The organism is Paenibacillus sp. T2-29, assembly GCF_052921365.1.
In genome coordinates this window covers 152,037-172,516 of record NZ_JBREVE010000002.1, presented here as the reverse complement: position 1 = coordinate 172,516, position 20,480 = coordinate 152,037, and the positions used below count along the sequence as shown (strand labels likewise).

Here is a 20,480-nt window from a genome sequence, read left to right as displayed (position 1 = left end):
ATTAGAGATTTAACAAAACGACAAAATGAAAATGATTTCCGTCCAGCTATGAATTTCAAAATTTGACGGAGGGAACGAGATGACAATGGAAGAGAGCAGCAGACAGGTACCTTGGCAGACGTATTACGGACCTAATCTAGGTTATGTGCAGGACCAGTATGAAAAGTATGTAGCGGATCCCGGAACGGTTGATCCGGCTTACCGCGAGCTGTTTGATCAATGGGGCGAGCCGCCACAATCCGAATATTCGGCTGCTTCCATGATAGACAACAAATTACAAGGCCCCCCCGTAAATGCTTTGGGGCACCTTGATTCGAACACATTACAGAAAGCGGTTACAGCGGGCAAAATGGTGTGGAATATCCGTGAATACGGACATTTGGCCGCCCAAATCGATCCACTGGGACTGGATGCAGAGCAGGATACACGTCTGCTTGATCCAGCATCTTACGGTTTAACTGAACAAGACCTAAAGGCTTTTCCAGCCTCTTTAATATGGGATAACGCTCCAGCGGGAACACTGAACGGGTGGGAAGCCATTCAACGGCTACGTGTAGCATACACAGGACCGATTGCCTATGAATTTAGTCATATTCATAACGAGGAGGAACGCCGCTGGCTGAACAGCTATGCAGAATCCGGCTGGTCCTCCAAGCCACTTACAACACAGGAACGCAAGTCGTTGCTGGGCAGATTGGTAGAAGTAGAACAGTTCGAAGAGTTCTTGCATAAAACATTCGTCGGGCAGAAGCGTTTTTCCATTGAGGGTAATGATGTGCTTGTCCCTGTACTCGACGAGGTTATTCGTCTAACCACAAATGCAGGAGCAAGTCATGTCCTGATGGGGATGGCGCATCGTGGTCGTCTGAATGTATTGGCACATGTGCTGGGCAAGCCTTATAGCAAAATTTTCTCTGAATTTCATCATTCCCCGAATAAGGATCTGATTCCGTCGGAAGGTTCCACTGGAATTAACTACGGCTGGACTGGGGATGTAAAATATCATCTGGGTGCGGATCGTTTTGTAAAAGATGGGGAAGCCGTCCAGGCCCGTCTGACATTGGCGAACAACCCAAGTCACCTGGAATATGTGAATCCGGTGGTGCAGGGATTTTCGCGTGCGGCACAGGAAGATCGCAGTGAGGCTGGTTATCCGAAGCTGGACGTTAGCAAGGCAGCTACCATTATTATGCACGGTGATGCGGCGTTCCCGGGTGAAGGTATCGTAGCCGAATCACTCAATTTCACCAATTTGCGCGGCTTCCGTAATGGTGGCACAGTGCACATCATTGTGAACAATCGTCTGGGCTTTACGACAGAGAGTGTTGATTCACGTTCGACCCGTTATGCCAGCGATCTGGCCAAGGGCTACGAAATTCCAATTGTACACGTGAATGCGGATAATCCTGAGGCTTGTATTGCAGCGGCTCGTATGGCTGGTGAGTACCGTAATCGCTTCAAGAAGGATTTTCTGATTGATCTGATTGGTTACCGTCGTTATGGTCACAATGAATCCGATGATCCGGAAACAACTCAACCGCTGGTGTATCGCAAGGTAAAGAATCATCCAACGGTGAGCAAATTATATGCTCAAAAGCTGATGAAGCAGGGCATAGTGGATGAAGCATTTAGTGCTGGCCTCATTGAGAAGGTCCAAAACCGACTGAAGGAAGCACATGAGCATGTGAAGAATCAACCGGAGGAGGAGCCTGAATTTACTGCTGTGAAGGCGAAAAAGAATCAGAGCACACCGGTCCGTACTGCGGTTGAAATGAAAAAACTGCGTCAAATTAATGAAAATTTACTCAAATGGCCACAGGCTTTTCATGTATATCCGAAGCTGGAACGAATTTTACAGCGTAGAAAAACCGCTCTGAACGAGGGTGAAAAGGTAGATTGGAGCTTGGCGGAAACACTCGCTTTAGCTACCATTCTAGCAGACGGCAAGCCTATTCGTATGACAGGTCAGGATGCGGAGCGAGCTACTTTTGCTCACCGTAACCTTGTGCTGCATGAGCCTGAAACCGGGCGTACCCATTGCCCGCTGCATACATTGCCGGAAGCACGTGCTTCGTTCAGTATTCATAACAGTCCATTGTCTGAGGCATCAGTCCTCGGCTTCGAGTATGGCTATAACGTGTTTTCTCCTGAGACGTTGGTCATTTGGGAAGCGCAATTCGGTGATTTTGCCAACTGTGCTCAGGTTATTTTCGACCAATTCATTTCCGCTGGCCGTGCCAAATGGAGACAGAAGTCCAGTCTGGTGATGCTGTTACCGCATGGTAGTGAAGGACAAGGACCTGAGCATACGAGTGCACGTCTGGAGCGTTTCCTCCAGTTGTCTGCACAAAATAACTGGACTGTCGCCAATTTGAGCAGCGCCTCACAGTATTTCCATCTGCTGCGCCGTCAGGCTGCATTAAGCGAAAGTGAGGAAGCTCGCCCGCTTGTGATGATGTCGCCGAAGAGCCTGATTCGCAACAATCGTGTCGCTTCGCCTGCTTCTGAATTCAGTGAGGGAACATTCCGTCCTGTGTTGGAGCAATCTGGTCTGGGATCACGTCCGGATCGGGTAGAGCGCATTGTACTGTGCAGTGGCAAGATTGCCATTGATCTGGAGGAAGCGTTGGAGAAGGATAAAAACGGGAATGAAGCAGAGGAGCGTTTGCACATTATTCGTGTGGAGCAGCTATATCCTTTCCCGGCAGAGGAAATTCGGAATATTTTTAGTCGCTTCCCACATGTTAAGGAGTTCGTATGGGCTCAGGAAGAACCTAAAAATATGGGGGCCTGGAGTTATATGGAGCCTCGTTTGCGGGAGGTTGTGCCACAGGGAGCAGAAATTCGCTACGCAGGCAGACCGGATCGTTCCAGCCCGGCGAGCGGTTATCAGCAAGTCCACAGCCTAGAACAACAGCGAATTATTCAATCGGCGTTGAAGCAGGATTCCAAAAACAATATTACACTGGGGAGGTAGCGGCTGTGAGTGATATTATAGTGCCAGCAATGGGAGAATCCATCACGGAAGGAACAATCTCCAAATGGCTTGTAAAGGAAGGAGATTCCGTAGGACAGGGAGATGTTCTACTGGAGCTGGAAACGGATAAGGTCAATCTGGAAATTAGCGCCGAAGAAGCAGGTGTAGTCCAGAAAATCCTTCGTCAAGAGGGAGATACTGTAGTTATCGGTGAAGCTGTTGGCTTGATCGGAAGCGGCAGTGGTGTGGAAGCAACAGGTGCTGGAGAAGCCGCAGCGACTCAAGCGCCTGAAGCGCCGTCCGTAGCAACTTCACCGACTTCCGTAGAAAGCGGCGGTAAAGCAGTAGAAAAGTCTGCGCCGCCCATCCCCTCCAATAGTGACGGGAATGGTCAGACGGCATCACCATCCGCCCGGAAGCTGGCGCGTGAGCGCGGGATTGATCTTGAGCAGGTACAAGGAAAGGACCCGCTTGGACGTGTGTTTCAGGAGGACGTAAAAACGCATAACAGCGCTGAAGTATCACGTACAGCATCTGTACCTGCGTCTCCCGCTGCTGGCAAGTCTGTGTCATCGCCTCCAGCTCAAACAGAGTACAGCAAGCCTGTGGAACGGCAGCGGATGTCCCGTCGGAGAGCGACGATTGCCAAGCGTCTTGTTGAAGCACAGCAAACAGCCGCCATGCTTACCACTTTTAATGAAGTGGATATGACCGCTATTCTTGATGTGCGCAAACGCCGTAAAGATAAGTTTAAGGAGAAACACGATGTAGGGCTGGGTTTTATGTCCTTCTTTACAAAGGCAGTGGTTGGCGCGCTCAAGCGCTTCCCTACTGTGAATGCAGAAATCAATGGCGATGATATCGTACTGAAAAAATACTATGATATCGGGATTGCTGTATCTGCCAAGGAAGGTTTGGTCGTTCCCGTTGTCCGGGATGCTGATCGGCTTGGTTTTGCTGAAATTGAAAAGAGCATTGCCGATTTGGCTAGCAAAGCTCGTTCCAATTCACTTTCTCTGGCGGACTTGCAAGGAGGAACCTTTACCATAACTAATGGAGGTATTTTCGGTTCCCTGCTGTCTACGCCAATTCTGAATACGCCGCAAGTGGGTATTTTGGGAATGCATAAAATCCAACTTCGCCCGATTGCCATCGACGAGGAACGTATGGAAAATCGTCCAATGATGTATATCGCGTTGTCCTATGACCACCGTATTATTGATGGTAGCGAGGCGGTCCGTTTCCTGGTAACGGTCAAAGAATTGCTGGAAGATCCCGAATCATTGTTGCTGGAAGGATAAAATATATCATTCGAGTGCATCTCCCTTGTACGTGCATGACAAAAGCAGACTCTTGCGGGTCTGCTTTTTTTCCTGCATAGTTATAACATAAGGCTATAGATAATTGCAGACATTCAGATACAGAGAAGGGCGGGAACTGTTTTGGACAAAGACTTGCGTTACCCGATTGGACCGTTCGTGGTTCCAGATACCATTACAGAAGAACAGTTGACCACATGGATCGACGACATTGCTGAATTGCCTGGACAATTGCGTCAGGCGGTCGAAGGACTGAATGAGCAGCAGTTAAATACGCCTTATCGTGAAGGAGGATGGACGATAAGGCAGGTTGTTCATCATTTGGCAGACAGCCATATGAACAGTTATATCCGTTTTAAGCTAGCGCTGACAGAAGATACACCGACAATCAAACCCTATGATGAGGGGCGTTGGGCTGAAATACCAGACGCTAGAGAGCTTCCACTGGAACCTTCGTTGCAATTGCTGGAAGGACTTCATGAACGGTGGGTGACCATGTTGCGTTCATTGGGGGAAGATCAGCTACACCGAACATTTATTCATCCTGAATCGGGCCAGACGCTCCGTCTGGAACGAAACATTGGCATCTATGCCTGGCATGGCAAGCATCACACAGCTCATATTACTTCGCTGAAAGAACGAAATGCATGGTAATTAACTCAAAAATGATGCCCTGATGAAAAATAAAGGAATGCAAAAGAAGCCTTTAAAGCCACTTCTATCGTGCTTTAAAGGCTTCTTTTGCTAATTCCTCACTAGGATGATGACTTGGGCGAAGCTGATAAAGCGGATGCTTCGGAGGCTCCAGACCCAACGGAAACAGAGGTTGCCCCTGTGTTAATATGACGGTCGAGCCAGTCCACGATGTCACTCATTACCTCGTCGCGATTTGTTTCATGCAACATCTCATGGCGACCGTCAGGATAAAGGCGATACTCCAAGTCTTGAAGCCCCAGGCTTCGATACATTTCCACTAGCGACAACACACCTTTTCCGAACAAGCCCACCGGATCACGATCCCCAGCAAAAATATAAACGGGCAGTTTGAGATTAATGTTTTTCAACGAGGAAGGCCAGTGAATTTCTTGCAAAAGCCTAAAGAAATCGAGGAAAAAGCCTGTCGTGCAAATAGCTCCACATAGTGGGTCGTGCACGAACTGATCTACTTCCTCAGGATCACGGGACAGCCAGTCGAACGCTGTGCGCGCAGGACGAAAAGCACGGTTAAAGCCGCCAAAGACCATAGCGTTGAGCAGCATGCTACGATGATTCATTCCTTGCAGTTTGGCTTGCAGCAGAGCAACCTGTTCTCCGAGTTTCAGCAGACTACGTCGTCCGTTGGTTCCCGATAAAATAAACCCGTGATACGCCTGTTGATCATCATACATAATTTTCTGGGTTAAAAAGGACCCCATGCTGTGACCCAGCAAAAAACGGGACTGATCAGGGAATTCCTTGGCCGCAATTTGGCCTAGCTCCAGCATGCCTTTTGCCATTCGGTTGAATGCATTGGCTCCCGGCATACCGAGCTTATCAGGATCACCAGCTGTGCGCCCGTGGCCGATATGATCGTTGGCATACACGCCGTAGCCAGAAGCGGTAAGCTTTTCGGCCAGCCGAATGTAGCGGTAGGACGTCTCACACATGCCATGCGAAACTTGAACGATTCCCTTGATGGGAATGTTCGGCTCGGGCAGCCATCGATAAGCAAATAGCTCTGTTCCGTCATCTTCAGCGATGGTGAAGGTGTATTCCCGCATGATTAGACATCACATCCTTTAAGCTTTAAGGAAGATAAGATCTAAGTACGGTCATTCCGTCATTTAGCGTGTAACCGCCCAAATTAGCAGGGAGCAGGAAGCAATCTCCAGCTTTACAGGAAAGAGACTCCGTATTATTGTCCCATGTTATGGTCCCACTGCCTTCGCAAATTACAAGAATAGTGAAGCTGTCTTCCGTTGTAGAAAGTGCCCAACTTCCATCTACGATACCCTTTTCCACAACAAAATACTCACAGGATGCCAGTTGGAGCCATTCTCCAGGCTGCAGGCCGTCCGTTTTCATCGTTGTTGCGCCTGCACCTTCGTAGGAAGTTACATTAAGGGAGTCCTCGATGTGCAACTCACGAGGTTTGCCGTCCAGACCGGGGCGATTATAGTCATATAAACGATAGGTTGTATCCGAATTTTGCTGAATTTCAGCAACCACTACACCCGCACACAGTGCATGCACGGTTCCAGCGGGGATGAAGAATGTATCGCCAGCTTCAACTGGAACTTGGCGCAAACTGCCCATGATATCTCCGCTTTCAAGAGCTGTACGCAGACTTTCACGAGTTACACCTTCGGTCAGACCATAAATGATTTTGGCATCAGGCTTGGCATCAAGCACGTACCACATTTCGGTTTTTCCTAATTCTCCAGCTGGAAGTCCGGCGTAATCATCCGTCGGATGCACCTGAACAGATAAATCATCATTGCAATCCAGCAGCTTGATCAAAAGTGGAAAACGTCCGCCTTTTTTCGATACGCCCTTTGCCCCAAGCCAATCCTGTCCGTAAGTCTGGCGGATTTCATCCAGCCCTTTTCCAGCCAGCTCGCCATTGATGACCGTTGTTGTTCCGTTCGGATGATCGGCAATCATCCATCCTTCACCAATATGTCCTTCTGGTGGGGTTAGACCAAATTGTTCTAAGGCCCGTCCTCCCCAAACTCTCTCTTTGAACTCAGGTTGGAATTGCAGCGGGTATGGCTTTAGCATGATTTCTCTCCTCCATAATGAGTAATGAGTACGATCTAACAGAATCAGGCAATTAAAACGTGCCGCTGGGCAATAAACCGGAAGAATAGACCCATATGGCGCTATAAAATATATGTAAGGCGGCTAAAAAGCCGCTCATTACCTAAATATGCGAGAATATGCGAGTTTAACAACTCGACATTATTTCTTTTCAACCGCCACTACGTAAGGTGAAGCGTCTCGTTGTAGTTGACGGTAAATAATGCTTTGACCGCTGGAGACTGGGAGGGTAGAAGCCCAATGAAGAACAGCTTCCGCTTCTTCCCTGCCTCCAGCATGCCCTGGATATAATACGGCAGTCAAAATACCACGCGGTCGCAGCAATTGCAAGGCAGCTTCAAGTGCGACGAGCGTGCTGTCTGTATGCGTGATGACCGTAGGATCGGCGCCTTCGGACGGTAAGTAGCCAAGGTTAAACATGACCGCAGCCACTTTACCATGCAGCAGGTCTGGGACGACCTCCCGCATGTGCTCATGGCCTTGCAGCAATAGTGATACTTCCGCTAATGAAGGGGAGGTGTCTTCTTCCAGCCGACGACGAGCGTAATCCAAAGCTGCTTGCTGGATATCGAAGCCATAGACGCGGCCCCGTTTGCCAGCAGCTTTAGCCAGAAACAACGTATCTGCTCCTGTGCCGACGGTGGCGTCTACGGCAGTATCGCCTGGCTGCACCCGCGCAGCTACCAATTGATGAGCATAGCTCAGAACAGACAGGAATCCCATTTAAGACTTCCTCCAGTATTTTCCCTGCCACGTTTCACGTGATTTCAGTTCATTATCAATGCCGTTGAGCACTTCCCATTTTTTAAGCGACCACATGGGGCCCATCAGTAAATCGCGTGGTGCATCTCCGGTCAACCGATGAACGATCATTTCAGGGGGTAAAAACTCCAACGTATCTACAATAAGCTTAATGTACTCGTCCTTTTCCAGAAAGCGTAGCAATCCTGCTTCGTACTGCTTGACCATTGGCGTTTTACGCATGAGATGCAGCAGATGGATTTTGATGCCCTGCACATCCATAGCGGCTACTGCACGTCCTGTATCGAGCATCATTTCATGCGTCTCCTGCGGTAGGCCATAAATGATGTGGGCGCACACACGGATATTCCGCTTGCGCAGTTTTTCCACTGCATCCAGATAGCACTGAGTATCATGAGCACGATTAATCAGCTCGGAGGTCGATTCATGAACGGTTTGCAGACCCATTTCGACCCACAGATACGTGCGTTCGTTCAGCTCGGCTAGATAATCGACTACATCATCAGGCAGGCAATCGGGACGTGTAGCGATGGACAAACCGACAACACCGGGCTGCTCCAAAATAACCTCGAAATATTCTCGCAGTTCCTCAACCGGGGCATACGTATTGGTGTAGGCTTGAAAATAGCCAATATATTTAGCGTTGGGCCATTTTAAATGCTGACGATCCCGAATCGTATTGAACTGGGTGACCAAATCATCACGGCGACGTCCGGCAAAATCACCTGATCCGCGTGCACTACAAAAGGTACAGCCCCCTTTGGCAATGGAACCATCGCGGTTTGGGCAAGTAAAACCCGCATCCAGCATGACTTTAAACACTTTATTTTGAAATTGCTCGCGCATTTCGTAATTCCATGTATGGAACCGTTTATCTCCCCAGAGGAGAGGAGCAGGCAACAAATCTGTTTTCATGGGAGGACTCCTTTTTTTACGATCACCCTATTGTAACAAAATTCAATCTTAAATGGGAATCACTTGCCCGAGAAAGTCATTAAAAAGTGCTGATTTTATAGCTTTGCGGATTGAAAAAGGTTACACAATATGTTATATTGTAAGCGGTACCAGGCATATGATAAAAGGACTGTTTTTGATCCTGAAGATAAAAAGTTATCAGTTGCTAATGACTATTCTTCAGGGAGGCAGCTATGCTGTTTCTATCGCCTGCTTTAGGGGAAGTGCACGTCGGTTCCATCACAAATAACCCGTGAGGTGATCTTTTATGAATACGCAGGATAAGACGCGTATGGATAAAGTTACTGTTGAGTTAACCTTTGATGAGGCGTTAGCATTGACTGGTGTCCGTTTTGGGCAGGATCGTCAGATTGGAACGGCCGCACGTCAAAAAATCAGAGCCGCTTGCCAAAAGACAATTGATTTTTCACCTGCTGATGGGGTAGACTATGAACAATTAAATTAGTTGGACCCCAATCCAAATATATTGAAAAAGGAATTTCATTTCCGTATCTTCAAGCGGGGGTGAAATTCCTTTTTCCTTGATAACAGAGTATATGGAGGAGTAACATGCGTTTACGCGGAAGAAAAGGAATACGTGAAAGTCTGGAAGAACAGCAAGATCTGGTCATTTTGGAACCATCACAGTATAAGGGGAAATGGCAGCAGTTATTTGGTAATGATCGTCCCATTCATGTGGAATTTGGTATGGGTAAAGGGCAATTTATAAGCCAAATGAGCTACCGTAATCCAGAGGTTAACTATATCGGCTTTGATATGTATGACGAGCTGGTTCGCCGTGCTACAGAAAAGTCTCGTCTGGCCTGGAGTGAATCAGAAGTTGTTACACCACCCAACATCAAATTGGCACTGGCAAACATCGAACAGATCGAGAATGTTTTCGAACCAGGAGAAGTAGAGCGCATTTATCTGAATTTTAGCGATCCTTGGCCTAAAGCCAAGCATGCACGCCGTCGTTTGACGCATCCGCGTTTTTTGGACAAGTATCGTCAGCTTCTGAACAGCAAAGGACAAATTCATTTTAAGACGGACTCGGAGACATTGTTTGAGTTTTCTCTGAATTCATTCGCTGATAGTGGTCTACAAATGACGAATATTTCGTTAAACCTTCATCGTGATGGAATCAATGAGGAGCATGTCATGACAGAGTATGAACAAAAGTTCATGGGTAAAGGTATGAATATTCATCGTGTCGAGGTGCTGATTGGCAAAGACGCTTTGGAAGAGTACGAAAAAATACGACTCGAAAAATATGGAAAGTAAAAGCGGGCAAAATAAATAAAGTAAACAAGACAGGGTGCTTCCTTTTAGGAAAGCACCCTGTTTGGTTCCAGTATATCCAAAATACTCTGTGCGCTCTGAAGAGGATAATATCGCGCTACATTATGGATGTGCTCCTGTCGCTTGCGAACGATTTCTGGAAAATCGTATAGCAGTCGGTTCATCCATTTAACGACAACATCCAGCGAAGTAATCGGTTCTCCGAAGCCTTGAGCCGTAAAGTACTGACAATTTTCCTCTTCCTGTCCAGGGAGAGGCTTGTGAAACAGCATCGGAATCCCTTTGGCCAGCCCCTCGGTGCATGTCATTCCACCGGGTTTGGTAATGAGCAGATTCGACACTTCCATTAATTTGTCGATTTCCCGTGTAAATCCGAAAATATGAATATTTGGATGATTAAACCGAGGATCCAGCTCCATTTTACGACGAATTTTATCATTATGCCCCAAACAAAAAATAAATTGAATCTTTTCTCTCCAATCGGTAAGCGAACGATGTATGACTTCGTCGTTCATCAGGCCCCAGCCGCCGCCCATAACAAGTACTGTCGGGATGGGTTTAAGTCCAAATTGTTCTCTAATTTCATCGTGCCCTGGATGTTCCCAAAAATTAGGATGAACCGGAATGCCGGTCACTTGGATTTTTGATACAGGTACTCCGCGCGCGCGCAGCTTACGCATGACTTCAGGCGTAGATACAAAGTACCGGTCAACCTCAGGACTAATCCATGTTCCATGTGCATCGTAGTCTGTTATGACGGTACACAGCGGGACATGTAAGCCTAAGCGCTTCAAACGTGAAATGACCGCGCTTGGGATGGGGTGAGTACATACCACCAAATCGGGACGAAGTTGCCGAAGAATATTCCGGGTCTGTGTGTAGAACAGACGGTGCAAAGCGAGCGTTGTAAGACGGTTTAATGATTTTTTGTATTGATGACGGTAAACCAATCCGACTAGGCGCGGCTGCGATACAACAGTCTTTTTGTATGCTGTAATAATAAGCGGGGCCATTCTCGGATTCAAAAAGCTCCCCAGCTCCAGCACTCTTGTCTGCACATCCGGAGAAAGCTTCCGCAAGCTGCTTGAGAGCGCGTAGGCAGCTTGAGTATGTCCGGCACCGAAACCTTCCGATAATAATAACACTCGTTTTTTAGCCACTCTCATTTCACCTGTTCCTGCTGGGATGTTCTCAATCATACCATATCGGCTTTAAGGCCAGAATGCAACCGTTCCTATTGCTGCAGACGTTCCGATGACTGCTCCTGCAAGTACATCCGTGGGATAGTGAAGCCCCAGGTAAATTCGAGAAAAACCTACAATTATCGCTACAGGCAACAGCAACAGTGCTAGCATGGGTGACTGCAGCATAAAAGGAACGGTAGCCGAAAAAATAGCGGTTGTATGCCCTGAGGGAAAAGAATGATCCGACAAGGGATTGCGGAATGTATTCGTACCTGGTAGCGCCAAGTACGGGCGTATCCGCGGATACAGCTTTTTGACGATAGCCACGGGAATGTGACTGACCGCAAGAGCGATAGCTCCCTTCATGCCGGAATCTTTCCATGGATACGGAGCGAGCCACCAAATCAGAAGCGTAGAGGCTATTGTAAAGGTAGCCCCGCCTAAATGTGTGAGATAATACAGCCAAAAGTTCAAAAAACGGTTGTGTAAGCGCCCGTTGATCCATTTGAACAATCGCTGCTCCAGATTTACAAGTTTTACGACTAGACGTTGCATTTGGTTTCCTCCGGTTGCCGGTTCAGGTCTGTCGGCAAATATTTTGAATCCATTTGACAGAATTAGATCTAAGTAATTATTCTCTTGCTCTCATCATATTTTTAAACGCTGTTCATTTCAAGAATCACCACTTATCTGGTTCAATTCTACACAAAAATGTTAATGGAATATAAGCCGTTTTGTATAACTTTCTTTGCGTTCATCCGTCTAATAAGATAGAGTGATTAGAAGTGGTTGCTAATTGGCCCACAAAAAGGAGGGACCAAAGAAATAAAAAGTTAGCAAATGGATGAAAATAAGACCTAAGCGTCATGAATGAGAGGTCCAGCGCCGCATTCTCGGTTCAAACGGGAATTTGTCGTGTTTTTTTGCTGCTGAGACCCGTTTAGGAGCTTTGACAAAAGATTGAAAACCAACGAAAATCGTAATGGCATTCCTGTGTCAGCCAAAAGGGGGCTGCGCAGAGCCAAAGAAGAAAGCAAGGGTCGGGTCAAAACTACAGAAAAGGCGCACAAAGCGCCGCAACTTGCGCTACACAGATAGAAAACAGACAAACGCAAGATTTTTAAAGGGGTATAAAAAGGGGGTAACAAGAGATCATGTTAGACGCTATTTTCGTGACGCTCCAGATCATACTGGCGTTGATCGCAGTCTATCAGTTTGCATTCTCCTTGTTCGGATTGGTTCGTAAGAAAAGGAAAGAGCAGGCGGCTCCAGAAAAATCATTTGCTATTTTAGTCGCTGCCCACAATGAAGAACAAGTTGTCGGAGCACTGATGGAAAATTTAAAGCAGCTTGACTATCCAAAGGAACTGTACGATGTATTCGTAATCTGTGATAACTGCACAGATAAGACAGCGGACATCGTTCGCGCTCACGGCATGAATGCTTGTGAACGTACGAATCCGAATTTGCGTGGTAAAGGCTATGCTATTGAGTGGATGCTCAAAGAGCTATGGGCTATGCCGCGTCAATATGATGCCATTGTCATGTTTGATGCCGACAATTTGGCGCATACCAATTTCCTGAGCGAAATGAATAATGATTTGTGCTCAGGTGCTCGTGTTATCCAGGGATACATTGATACTAAGAACCCTGAGGACTCTTGGATCACAGCAGCATACGGGGTATCTTATTGGTACATCAACCGTCTGTGGCAGTTGTCACGTCACAACCTGAATATGGCTAATTTCCTCGGTGGTACAGGCATGTGCTTTGAAACAAATCTGCTCAAGGAAATGGGCTGGGGTGCAACAAGTCTGGTAGAGGATTTGGAATTCACTATGCGTTGTACACAACGCAACGTATATCCAAGATTTAATTACGATGCCAAGGTGTATGATGAGAAGCCGTTGACGTTCAAAGCTTCTTCAAGACAGCGTCTGCGCTGGATGCAAGGTCACTTCACGGTTGCTCGTCGTTATTTCTTCCCGTTGCTGTGGCAGAGTATCAAGCATAGAAGCCTGATTAAATTCGATATGGCTCTTTATGGTCTGAACGTGTACATCGTACTGTTTACCTTTTTGATGACAGTAGCGATGTGGGTAGATATTGTAATATTTGGTGGTCCCAATATTGAAAATATCTACGTACAATTCCCTGCATGGACCGGTTTTGTGGCTGTGAGTCTGAATATTATCACCTTTTTAATCGCGATGATCTTGGAAAAGGTCACGTTCAAAAAAGTATATCTGTACTTACTGCTGTTCCCAGTCTATCTGATTTCGTGGTATCCGATTACGTTCTATGCGTTCTTTACACAGAACAACAAGCAATGGAGCCATACCCAGCATACGCGTGTCGTTCGTCTGGAAGAGGTTCAGAGCAAGCAAGGCTAATTAACAATGAAGTAAGACTATGCAACCTACAGCAGATGTGTACACCTAATTTTTTATAAAAGTGTTGACGCCTCTGTAGTAGCATGATATGATATTTGAGTATTTTAATTGAAAAGTATGGATTAACAAGCAGAAGGTCCGACTTCTCACCTGTCCGGTATTGCCGGCTGGTCATGATCCAATGATTTGTGAATTGAACTTTCATGATGAATTGAGTATCAGACAGGGATGTCGGCTGCATAGTCGTCATCCCTTTTTTGTGCTTAAACACAATACAACAATAACAGGTTCTGGAGGTGGAGGGTTATTAGTAAGGAACATATGATCAATGATGAGATTCGAGTGAGAGAAGTACGTCTAGTTGGTGCAAACGGAGAACAAATCGGTATTAAACCGACTCGTGAAGCTCTGCAAATGGCTATTGATGCAAACTTGGATCTCGTGAACGTGGCGCCTCAAGCGAAGCCGCCCGTGTGTCGGATTATGGATTACGGTAAATTCCGCTATGAGCAACAGAAGAAAGAAAAGGAAGCCCGTAAAAACCAGAAGATCGTTGACATCAAAGAGGTATGGTTCCGTTCCAACATCGAGGAACATGACTACCAGACCAAGTTTCGCAATGTGGTGAAGTTCCTGAATGAAGGGGACAAGGTGAAATGCTCTGTTCGTTTCCGTGGTCGCGAAATTACCCATGCTAATGTGGGACAAAAAATTCTCGAACGTGTAAAAACGGAAGTTGCTGATCTTTGTACCGTGGAGCGCCAACCCAAGCTCGAAGGACGCAGCATGATTATGATATTGGCTCCAAAGAGTCAATGACAAATTAAGGAGGAAGTTCAATGCCAAAAATGAAAACACATAGCAGCCTTAAAGGCCGCTTCAAAATTACCGGTACTGGTAAAGTAACGCGTTACAAAGCTTACAGAAACCACTTGCTTTCCCACAAATCCAAACGTGCAAAACGCGTTCTGGGTACTAACCCTGAGATGGCACCTGGGGACGTTAGACGTCTGAAACAAGGTCTTGCTAACCTGAAATAGCATTAAGCACGGAAATAAATAAAGTATAAACATTATTTGGGAGGTCTTTTGATATGGCAAGAGTAAAGGGCGGATTCGTCGTTCGTCGTCGTCATAAAAAAGTATTGAAGCTTGCTAAAGGTTATTTTGGTTCCAAACACCGCATTTTTAAAACAGCTAACGAGCAGGTAATGAAATCGCTTGTTTACGCATACCGTGACCGTCGTCAGACGAAACGTAACTTCCGCAGACTGTGGATCGTGCGTATCAATGCAGCAGCTCGTTTGAATGGTTTGTCTTACAGCAAATTGATGCACGGTCTGAAATTGGCTGGTGTAGACATTAACCGTAAAATCTTGGCTGATCTTGCAGTCAATGATATTAATGCGTTCAACTCTTTGGCAACTGTTGCTAAAGGTAAAATCAACGCTTAATTAAGGCGTGAAAACCGCGAAAGTGGTAACAAAGGTGTCCCGAGCAGTACGCTGTGTAGGGACGCCTTTTTTTGTACATACTTAACACTAAAAAGGACTTCGTTTTCTTCAAAATACGAATAAATATGACGTGTGATGATAGAATGTATGGATTTTTCGATTTTGTAACGCTTACATTTTTGGGATTTTAAAAAAAATTGACCCAAGGTTATTAATTGTCTAGATTTTAGCCGATCATAATTGTATAATCTCTAAAGTAAGTCTTCTGTACGATCTGTCTCGTCAGTAAATGACATGAAAATGATGTGCATTTTCTAAAGAAAAGAGACAGTCCAGGGATCTAACACTAAGGGGGAACAGTATCAGCATGAAGAAATTGTTTAGTATGTCTTTGGTTATGCTGCTGGCGATCTCGGTCATTCTCGCAGGCTGCGGTAACAAAAATCAAGGTGCGTCCAACGCAAATGGTGGAGAAGCAGGCGGTTCTGCCAAAACATCAAATGTCCAACTTGGCATGGTTACAGATGTGGGTGGAGTAAACGACAAATCGTTTAACCAATCTGCTTGGGAGGCACTTCAAGCTATTGAGAAAGAATCAGGCGTTAAAGTTAAATACCTGCAAAGTAAATCCGACCAAGATTATATTCCTAACCTGAACCAATTCGTTAAGGGTGATTTCAACCTGACCTGGGGAATCGGTTTTAATCTGGCTAATGCGATTGGACAAGTAGCAAAAGACAATCCGAACAAAAATTTGGCGATCATTGATAGTGTTGTGGATGCGCCTAACGTTAAATCGGTTGTATTTGCTGAAAATGAAGGTTCCTTCCTGGTGGGGGTTGTGGCTGGTAAACTTACTAAAACAAACAAAATTGGTTTTGTGGGTGGACAAGACAGCCCGCTGATCAAACGTTTTGAAAAAGGATTCGAAGCAGGGATTAAGGCTGTAAATCCAAAAGCGCAACTGATTGTGAACTATACGGGTGCGTTTGATAAGCCGGATCTCGGCAAGGCTGCTGCTGCAACGATCTACAACGACGGCGCTGATATTATTTTCCATGCAGCTGGTGGGTCAGGAACAGGCGTATTTAACGAAGCACTTGCACGTAAGCAGCAAGGTCAGCAAGTATGGGTTATCGGCGTAGATAAAGACCAATCACTTGAGTTTGGTGACGAAGTAACACTAACGTCGATGGTAAAACGTGTAGATGAAGCGGTAAAACGCGTATCCCAAGAAGTAATTGATGGTAAGTTTAAGGGCGGTGTCGAAACACTGGCTCTGAAGGATAACGGAATTGGTTTGGCAGATACATCTACGAAAAACGTTCCTAAAGATGTGCTTGATCTTGTAGAACAATACAAGCAAAAAATCATTAAAGGCGAAATTACAGTTCCTTCGAAATAAGTTAGGTGAAGAATATAAAGGTGGCGACAAGGCTGGTTCATAAGACTAGCCTTGTTCTTACGTCTGGAGTTATAAGATTATAACGGTCAATATCAGCTCATTGGAGCACATACTATAAAGTGTATAAGGGTGATCTCATGGATGCAGCGACCCCCGTCGTTGAGTTAAAGCAAATTACAAAACGATTCCCCGGCATCGTTGCCAACGACTCCATCAGCATCAAGCTGCATAAGGGAGAAATTCATGCCCTTTTGGGTGAGAATGGCGCGGGTAAATCTACGCTTATGAATATTCTTTTCGGACTATATCAGCCGGATGAAGGGACCATTGAAATGGGAGGGAACCCCGTACAGATTGATAGTCCAAATAGGGCGATTGATCTGGGGATCGGCATGGTGCATCAGCATTTTAAGCTCGTACAGCCGTTTACCGTAACCGAAAATATTGTCCTTGGGTCGGAGCCACGTAAAGGTCTGAAAATCAATTATAAAAAGGCTGCCGCAGAAGTACAGCGGTTGTCTGAACAATACGGACTTCAGGTAAATCCGAATGCCAAAATTGAGGATATATCTGTTGGTATGCAGCAGCGTGTGGAAATTATCAAAACGCTCTATCGCGGTGCAGATATTCTGATTTTCGATGAGCCAACCGCGGTGCTGACACCGCAGGAAATCTCTGAGTTACTGGAAATTATGAAGCGCTTAGTAGCTGAAGGCAAATCAATCATTCTTATCACTCATAAACTCAAAGAAATTATGCAAATTGCAGATACGGTTACGATCATTCGCCGAGGTAAAGTTATTGACACGGTCAAAACATCTGAAACAACACCAAATGAGCTGGCGGAGAAAATGGTGGGCCGTCGTGTGTCCTTTAAAGTGGATAAGAAGCTTGCTCAACCAGGACAAACTGTACTGGAAATGAACAAAGTAATTTCTAAAAACAAGGATGGCATTCATGTTCTGAATGAATTGAACCTGCAGGTTAAGGCCGGCGAGATTTTGGGGATTGCTGGAGTAGACGGCAATGGACAGAGTGAGCTGATAGAAGCTTTGACAGGATTACGCAAGGTGGATAGCGGAAGTATCCGTTTGCTCGGAAAAGAACTGGCAAATCAGCCACCGCGCAAAATTTCAGAGGCAGGCGTTTCACATATACCGGAGGACCGCCATAAGCATGGATTGGTGCTCGATTTTTCCATGAGTGAAAATATGGTGCTGGAGACGTATTATCAGGCGCCTTACAGTAAAAATGGCTTCTTGAACAAGGACGCTATAGAAAAGCAGGCAAAAAGTCTTATCGAGAAGTTTGATGTTAGAACACCAGATATTCATACCAAGGCAAGATCGCTATCTGGTGGGAATCAGCAAAAGGCAATCATAGCGCGTGAAATTGATAAAAACCCAGACCTTCTCATTGCGGCGCAGCCTACACGCGGGCTGGATGTCGGGGCTATTGAATTTGTCCAGAAACAATTGATTGCCCAGCGGGATCAAGGTAAAGCAGTACTGCTCATTTCTTTTGAGCTGGACGAGATTATGAATGTATCCGATCGAATTGCTGTTATCTATGAAGGCAAGATTGTCGGGGAAGTGCTGCCTGAAGAAACGAATGACCAGGAACTGGGACTGATGATGGCAGGAAGTGCAGTGAAGAAAGGAGCAGAGAATGGCTAACTTATTAAAAATATTCACAAAAGACTCCTTTGTTCTGGCTCTAGTCTCTATTATTTTTGGCCTCATTCTGGGTGCTATCGTGATGATGATTGGCGGGTATGACCCTATTGTGGCTTATTCCGCTTTATTTAGCCGTGTGTATGGAGATTCCTACAACTTTGGCGAAGCGATCCGTGAGATGACTCCTTTGATTCTAACAGGATTGGCATTTGCTTTTGCGGCTCGTGCCGGGTTGTTTAATATCGGTGGCGAAGGGCAGTTTTTGGTCGGTATGACAGCTGCTTCGATTGTGGGCATCAAACTTCATGGGCTGCCTGCTATCATTCATGCACCGCTGGCTGTGATCGCAGGAGCAGTTTTCGGAGGCTTGTGGGCAGCGATTGCTGGCTATTTGAAGGCCAAGCGAGGCGTGAACGAAGTTATTACCTGTATTATGATGAACTGGATCGGCCTGTATTTGGCTAATTTGGTGATTAATCAGTTTGCACTTATGGAAGGCGAAAATCGCTCTGTGGATATCCAACCTTCCGCTTCCATTTCCATTGATTGGCTGTCCCAGATGATGGGGAATGCTCGGGTTCATTGGGGCACAGTTATTGCTGTGCTGGCGGCAGTGTTTTTCTATATTTTTATGTGGAAAACAAAGCAGGGCTATGAGCTTCGGGCTGTCGGATTTAATCAGGATGCATCCCGTTATGCAGGCATGAATGTAAATCGCAATATTATAAAAGCGATGTTTATTAGTGGTGTTTTTGCCGGATTGGCTGGTGCTTTTGAGGTGCTGGGGGTTTTCCATTATCAATCTGTCATGGCAGGGTCACCGGGAACGGGCTTTGACGGTATCGCTGTGTCTTTGATCGGGATGAATAATCCGTTCGGTGTACTGCTCGGTTCTGTTTTGTTCGGAACACTTACGTATGGTTCTGCGGGGATGAGCTTTAGCGCGGATGTACCGCCAGAAATTATCCGAGTAGTCATTGGCTCGATTATTTTCTTCATTGCGGCCCAAGGTATTGTGCGTTGGGTTGTAAAGCCGCTCTACTCCAAGCGGAAGAAAGAGAAGGTGTTGTAAAATGAGTTGGTTAACACTTGGTGAATTAATCCATACAACGCTCGTTTTTGCGACGGCGATTATTTTTGCGTCTCTTGGCGGAGTTTTTTCGGAAAAATCCGGTGTAACGAATCTGGGATTGGAAGGACTTATGGTATTTGGGGCGTTTGCGGCAGGTGTTGGCGGATTTTATGCCGAGCAAGCGGGACTAGGAGGCACCTCTGCGGCTTGGGTAGGTGTGCTGTCAGCTGCGGTGTTCGGTATTCTGGTTTCGCTCATTCATGCTGTTGCCTCTATTACGTTTAAAGCCGATCAGGTAATCAGCGGGATTGTCATTAACTTCTTGGCTGCAGGCAGTACACTGTACATGGTTAAGCTGTTATTCGAGGGTGATGGTGACACCGGTCGAATTCAAGGCTTTAACGAGATATCCATCCCTTATCTTGTGGATATTCCGATTGCAGGAAAAGCATTTTTCCAAGCCTACCCAACGACATATCTAGCTATTCTATTAGTTATTATTGGCTACTTTACTTTGTATAAAACTCCGTTTGGCTTGCGTTTGCGTTCAGTAGGGGAGCATCCGGGTGCAGCCGATACCGTGGGGATCAAGGTCAATCGCCTTCGTTATATCGGTGTTATGATTAGTGGTGCGTTGGCTGGGATTGGTGGAGCAACAATCACTTTGACTACAACCAATATGTTCTCACATAATACCGTTTCGGGGCAGGGCTATATTGCTATTGCGGCTATGATTTTCGGTAAATGGAATCCGCTCGGTGCTTTTGGCGCGGCAGTGTTTTTCGGTTTTTCACAAGCCATTCGCAACTATGTGCAGTTGTTTGCATGGTCGCAAAGTATTCCCCAGGAAATTATTTTTATGTTGCCGTATCTCCTGACGATTATTGTGCTGGTGGCGGCAGTTGGACGTTCACGCGCTCCGGCTGCTTTGGGTCAACTGTATGATCCGAGCAAGCGTTAATAACTCATAGACAGCTGAATGTTTTTAAATATACGCGTTAGTGTATATGAAAATCTGGTATCTGCATGTGCAGGTACCAGATTTTTTTACATTGTGCAGGCATTTAAACATACGCTTCTGGCTTGAATGGAATAGACTGTGCTATGCAGATTGGACGGACGCTCGGCCCCTGTCAGCTCCAGTCTATTTTGTGGTGGTGGTAAGCTATCAAGGAGCCGTTCAA

At 46.1% G+C, this 20,480-nt stretch carries 20 protein-coding genes; 14 read left to right on the top strand and 6 right to left on the bottom strand.

Annotated features, from left to right (window positions below):
• Positions 1-79 precede the first annotated feature (79 nt).
• The 3 genes from ACU1JV_RS06470 (at position 80) to ACU1JV_RS06460 (ending at position 4,950) form a co-directional block, all read left to right on the top strand.
• Positions 80-2,977, top strand: coding sequence for a 2-oxoglutarate dehydrogenase E1 component (locus tag ACU1JV_RS06470; protein ID WP_064963929.1), 2,898 nt, complete (start codon positions 80-82; stop codon positions 2,975-2,977).
• 5 nt (positions 2,978-2,982) lie between these two features.
• A complete protein-coding gene (odhB, locus tag ACU1JV_RS06465; protein WP_413985810.1) occupies positions 2,983-4,278 on the top strand; it encodes a 2-oxoglutarate dehydrogenase complex dihydrolipoyllysine-residue succinyltransferase in 1,296 nt (431 codons plus the stop codon).
• A gap of 141 nt (positions 4,279-4,419) precedes the next feature.
• On the top strand, positions 4,420-4,950 hold the full coding sequence (locus tag ACU1JV_RS06460; protein ID WP_064963927.1) for a YfiT family bacillithiol transferase: 531 nt from the start codon (positions 4,420-4,422) through the stop codon (positions 4,948-4,950).
• 101 nt (positions 4,951-5,051) lie between these two features.
• Here ACU1JV_RS06460 and ACU1JV_RS06455 read toward each other — a convergent pair whose 3' ends face one another.
• From ACU1JV_RS06455 to ACU1JV_RS06440, 4 genes are all read right to left on the bottom strand, one after another.
• A complete protein-coding gene (locus tag ACU1JV_RS06455) occupies positions 5,052-6,056 on the bottom strand; it encodes an alpha/beta fold hydrolase (protein WP_413985811.1) in 1,005 nt (334 codons plus the stop codon).
• A gap of 25 nt (positions 6,057-6,081) precedes the next feature.
• Positions 6,082-7,056 (bottom strand): type I phosphomannose isomerase catalytic subunit, encoded by a 975-nt coding sequence (locus tag ACU1JV_RS06450; protein ID WP_013370063.1) that lies wholly within the window; start codon positions 7,054-7,056, stop codon positions 6,082-6,084.
• A 180-nt stretch (positions 7,057-7,236) separates the two neighbouring features.
• Positions 7,237-7,818: a class I SAM-dependent methyltransferase gene (locus tag ACU1JV_RS06445; protein ID WP_013370064.1), complete on the bottom strand. Its 582-nt coding sequence runs from the start codon at positions 7,816-7,818 to the stop codon at positions 7,237-7,239.
• Entirely contained in the window at positions 7,819-8,772 is a 954-nt protein-coding gene (locus ACU1JV_RS06440) for a TIGR01212 family radical SAM protein (RefSeq protein ID WP_013370065.1), read from the bottom strand.
• Between the two features lie 307 nt (positions 8,773-9,079).
• Here ACU1JV_RS06440 and ACU1JV_RS06435 point away from each other — a divergent pair, with 307 nt between their 5' ends.
• Positions 9,080-9,277: a hypothetical protein gene (locus ACU1JV_RS06435; RefSeq protein ID WP_013370066.1), complete on the top strand. Its 198-nt coding sequence runs from the start codon at positions 9,080-9,082 to the stop codon at positions 9,275-9,277.
• A 104-nt stretch (positions 9,278-9,381) separates the two neighbouring features.
• The gene (gene trmB / locus ACU1JV_RS06430; protein WP_013370067.1) at positions 9,382-10,095 is read left to right on the top strand and encodes a tRNA (guanosine(46)-N7)-methyltransferase TrmB; all 714 of its coding nucleotides are present in this window, start codon (positions 9,382-9,384) and stop codon (positions 10,093-10,095) included.
• A gap of 44 nt (positions 10,096-10,139) precedes the next feature.
• Here the strand turns inward: trmB and ACU1JV_RS06425 are convergent, their stop codons facing one another.
• Together ACU1JV_RS06425 and ACU1JV_RS06420 are read right to left on the bottom strand one after the other, a co-directional pair.
• Positions 10,140-11,273, bottom strand: coding sequence for an MGDG synthase family glycosyltransferase (locus ACU1JV_RS06425; protein ID WP_413985812.1), 1,134 nt, complete (start codon positions 11,271-11,273; stop codon positions 10,140-10,142).
• A 51-nt stretch (positions 11,274-11,324) separates the two neighbouring features.
• Positions 11,325-11,852, bottom strand: a complete 528-nt coding sequence (locus ACU1JV_RS06420; protein WP_013370069.1) for a phosphatase PAP2 family protein — start codon at positions 11,850-11,852, stop codon at positions 11,325-11,327.
• Between the two features lie 405 nt (positions 11,853-12,257).
• On the opposite strand from ACU1JV_RS06420, the gene ACU1JV_RS06415 reads away from it, so the two are divergent.
• From ACU1JV_RS06415 to ACU1JV_RS06375, 9 genes are all read left to right on the top strand, one after another.
• Positions 12,258-12,395, top strand: a complete 138-nt coding sequence (locus tag ACU1JV_RS06415; RefSeq protein ID WP_013370070.1) for a hypothetical protein — start codon at positions 12,258-12,260, stop codon at positions 12,393-12,395.
• Between the two features lie 56 nt (positions 12,396-12,451).
• Positions 12,452-13,690 (top strand): glycosyltransferase family 2 protein, encoded by a 1,239-nt coding sequence (locus tag ACU1JV_RS06410; protein ID WP_025676359.1) that lies wholly within the window; start codon positions 12,452-12,454, stop codon positions 13,688-13,690.
• Between the two features lie 321 nt (positions 13,691-14,011).
• Positions 14,012-14,509, top strand: coding sequence for a translation initiation factor IF-3 (infC, locus tag ACU1JV_RS06405; RefSeq protein ID WP_007429515.1), 498 nt, complete (start codon positions 14,012-14,014; stop codon positions 14,507-14,509).
• Positions 14,510-14,529: 20 nt separating this feature from the next.
• Positions 14,530-14,730, top strand: a complete 201-nt coding sequence (gene rpmI, locus ACU1JV_RS06400) for a 50S ribosomal protein L35 (protein ID WP_007429516.1) — start codon at positions 14,530-14,532, stop codon at positions 14,728-14,730.
• Positions 14,731-14,783: 53 nt separating this feature from the next.
• Positions 14,784-15,143, top strand: coding sequence for a 50S ribosomal protein L20 (gene rplT, locus ACU1JV_RS06395; RefSeq protein WP_007429517.1), 360 nt, complete (start codon positions 14,784-14,786; stop codon positions 15,141-15,143).
• A 367-nt stretch (positions 15,144-15,510) separates the two neighbouring features.
• Entirely contained in the window at positions 15,511-16,548 is a 1,038-nt protein-coding gene (locus ACU1JV_RS06390) for a BMP family lipoprotein (protein ID WP_016820568.1), read from the top strand.
• Positions 16,549-16,685: 137 nt separating this feature from the next.
• Complete coding sequence (locus ACU1JV_RS06385) at positions 16,686-18,224, top strand: ABC transporter ATP-binding protein (RefSeq protein WP_058712024.1); 1,539 nt, start codon at positions 16,686-16,688, stop codon at positions 18,222-18,224.
• Positions 18,217-19,296: an ABC transporter permease gene (locus tag ACU1JV_RS06380; RefSeq protein WP_058829242.1), complete on the top strand. Its 1,080-nt coding sequence runs from the start codon at positions 18,217-18,219 to the stop codon at positions 19,294-19,296. The genes ACU1JV_RS06385 and ACU1JV_RS06380 overlap by 8 nt, the downstream gene beginning before the upstream one ends.
• A gap of 1 nt (position 19,297) precedes the next feature.
• Complete coding sequence (locus tag ACU1JV_RS06375; protein ID WP_010349245.1) at positions 19,298-20,257, top strand: ABC transporter permease; 960 nt, start codon at positions 19,298-19,300, stop codon at positions 20,255-20,257.
• Positions 20,258-20,480: the final 223 nt, after the last annotated feature.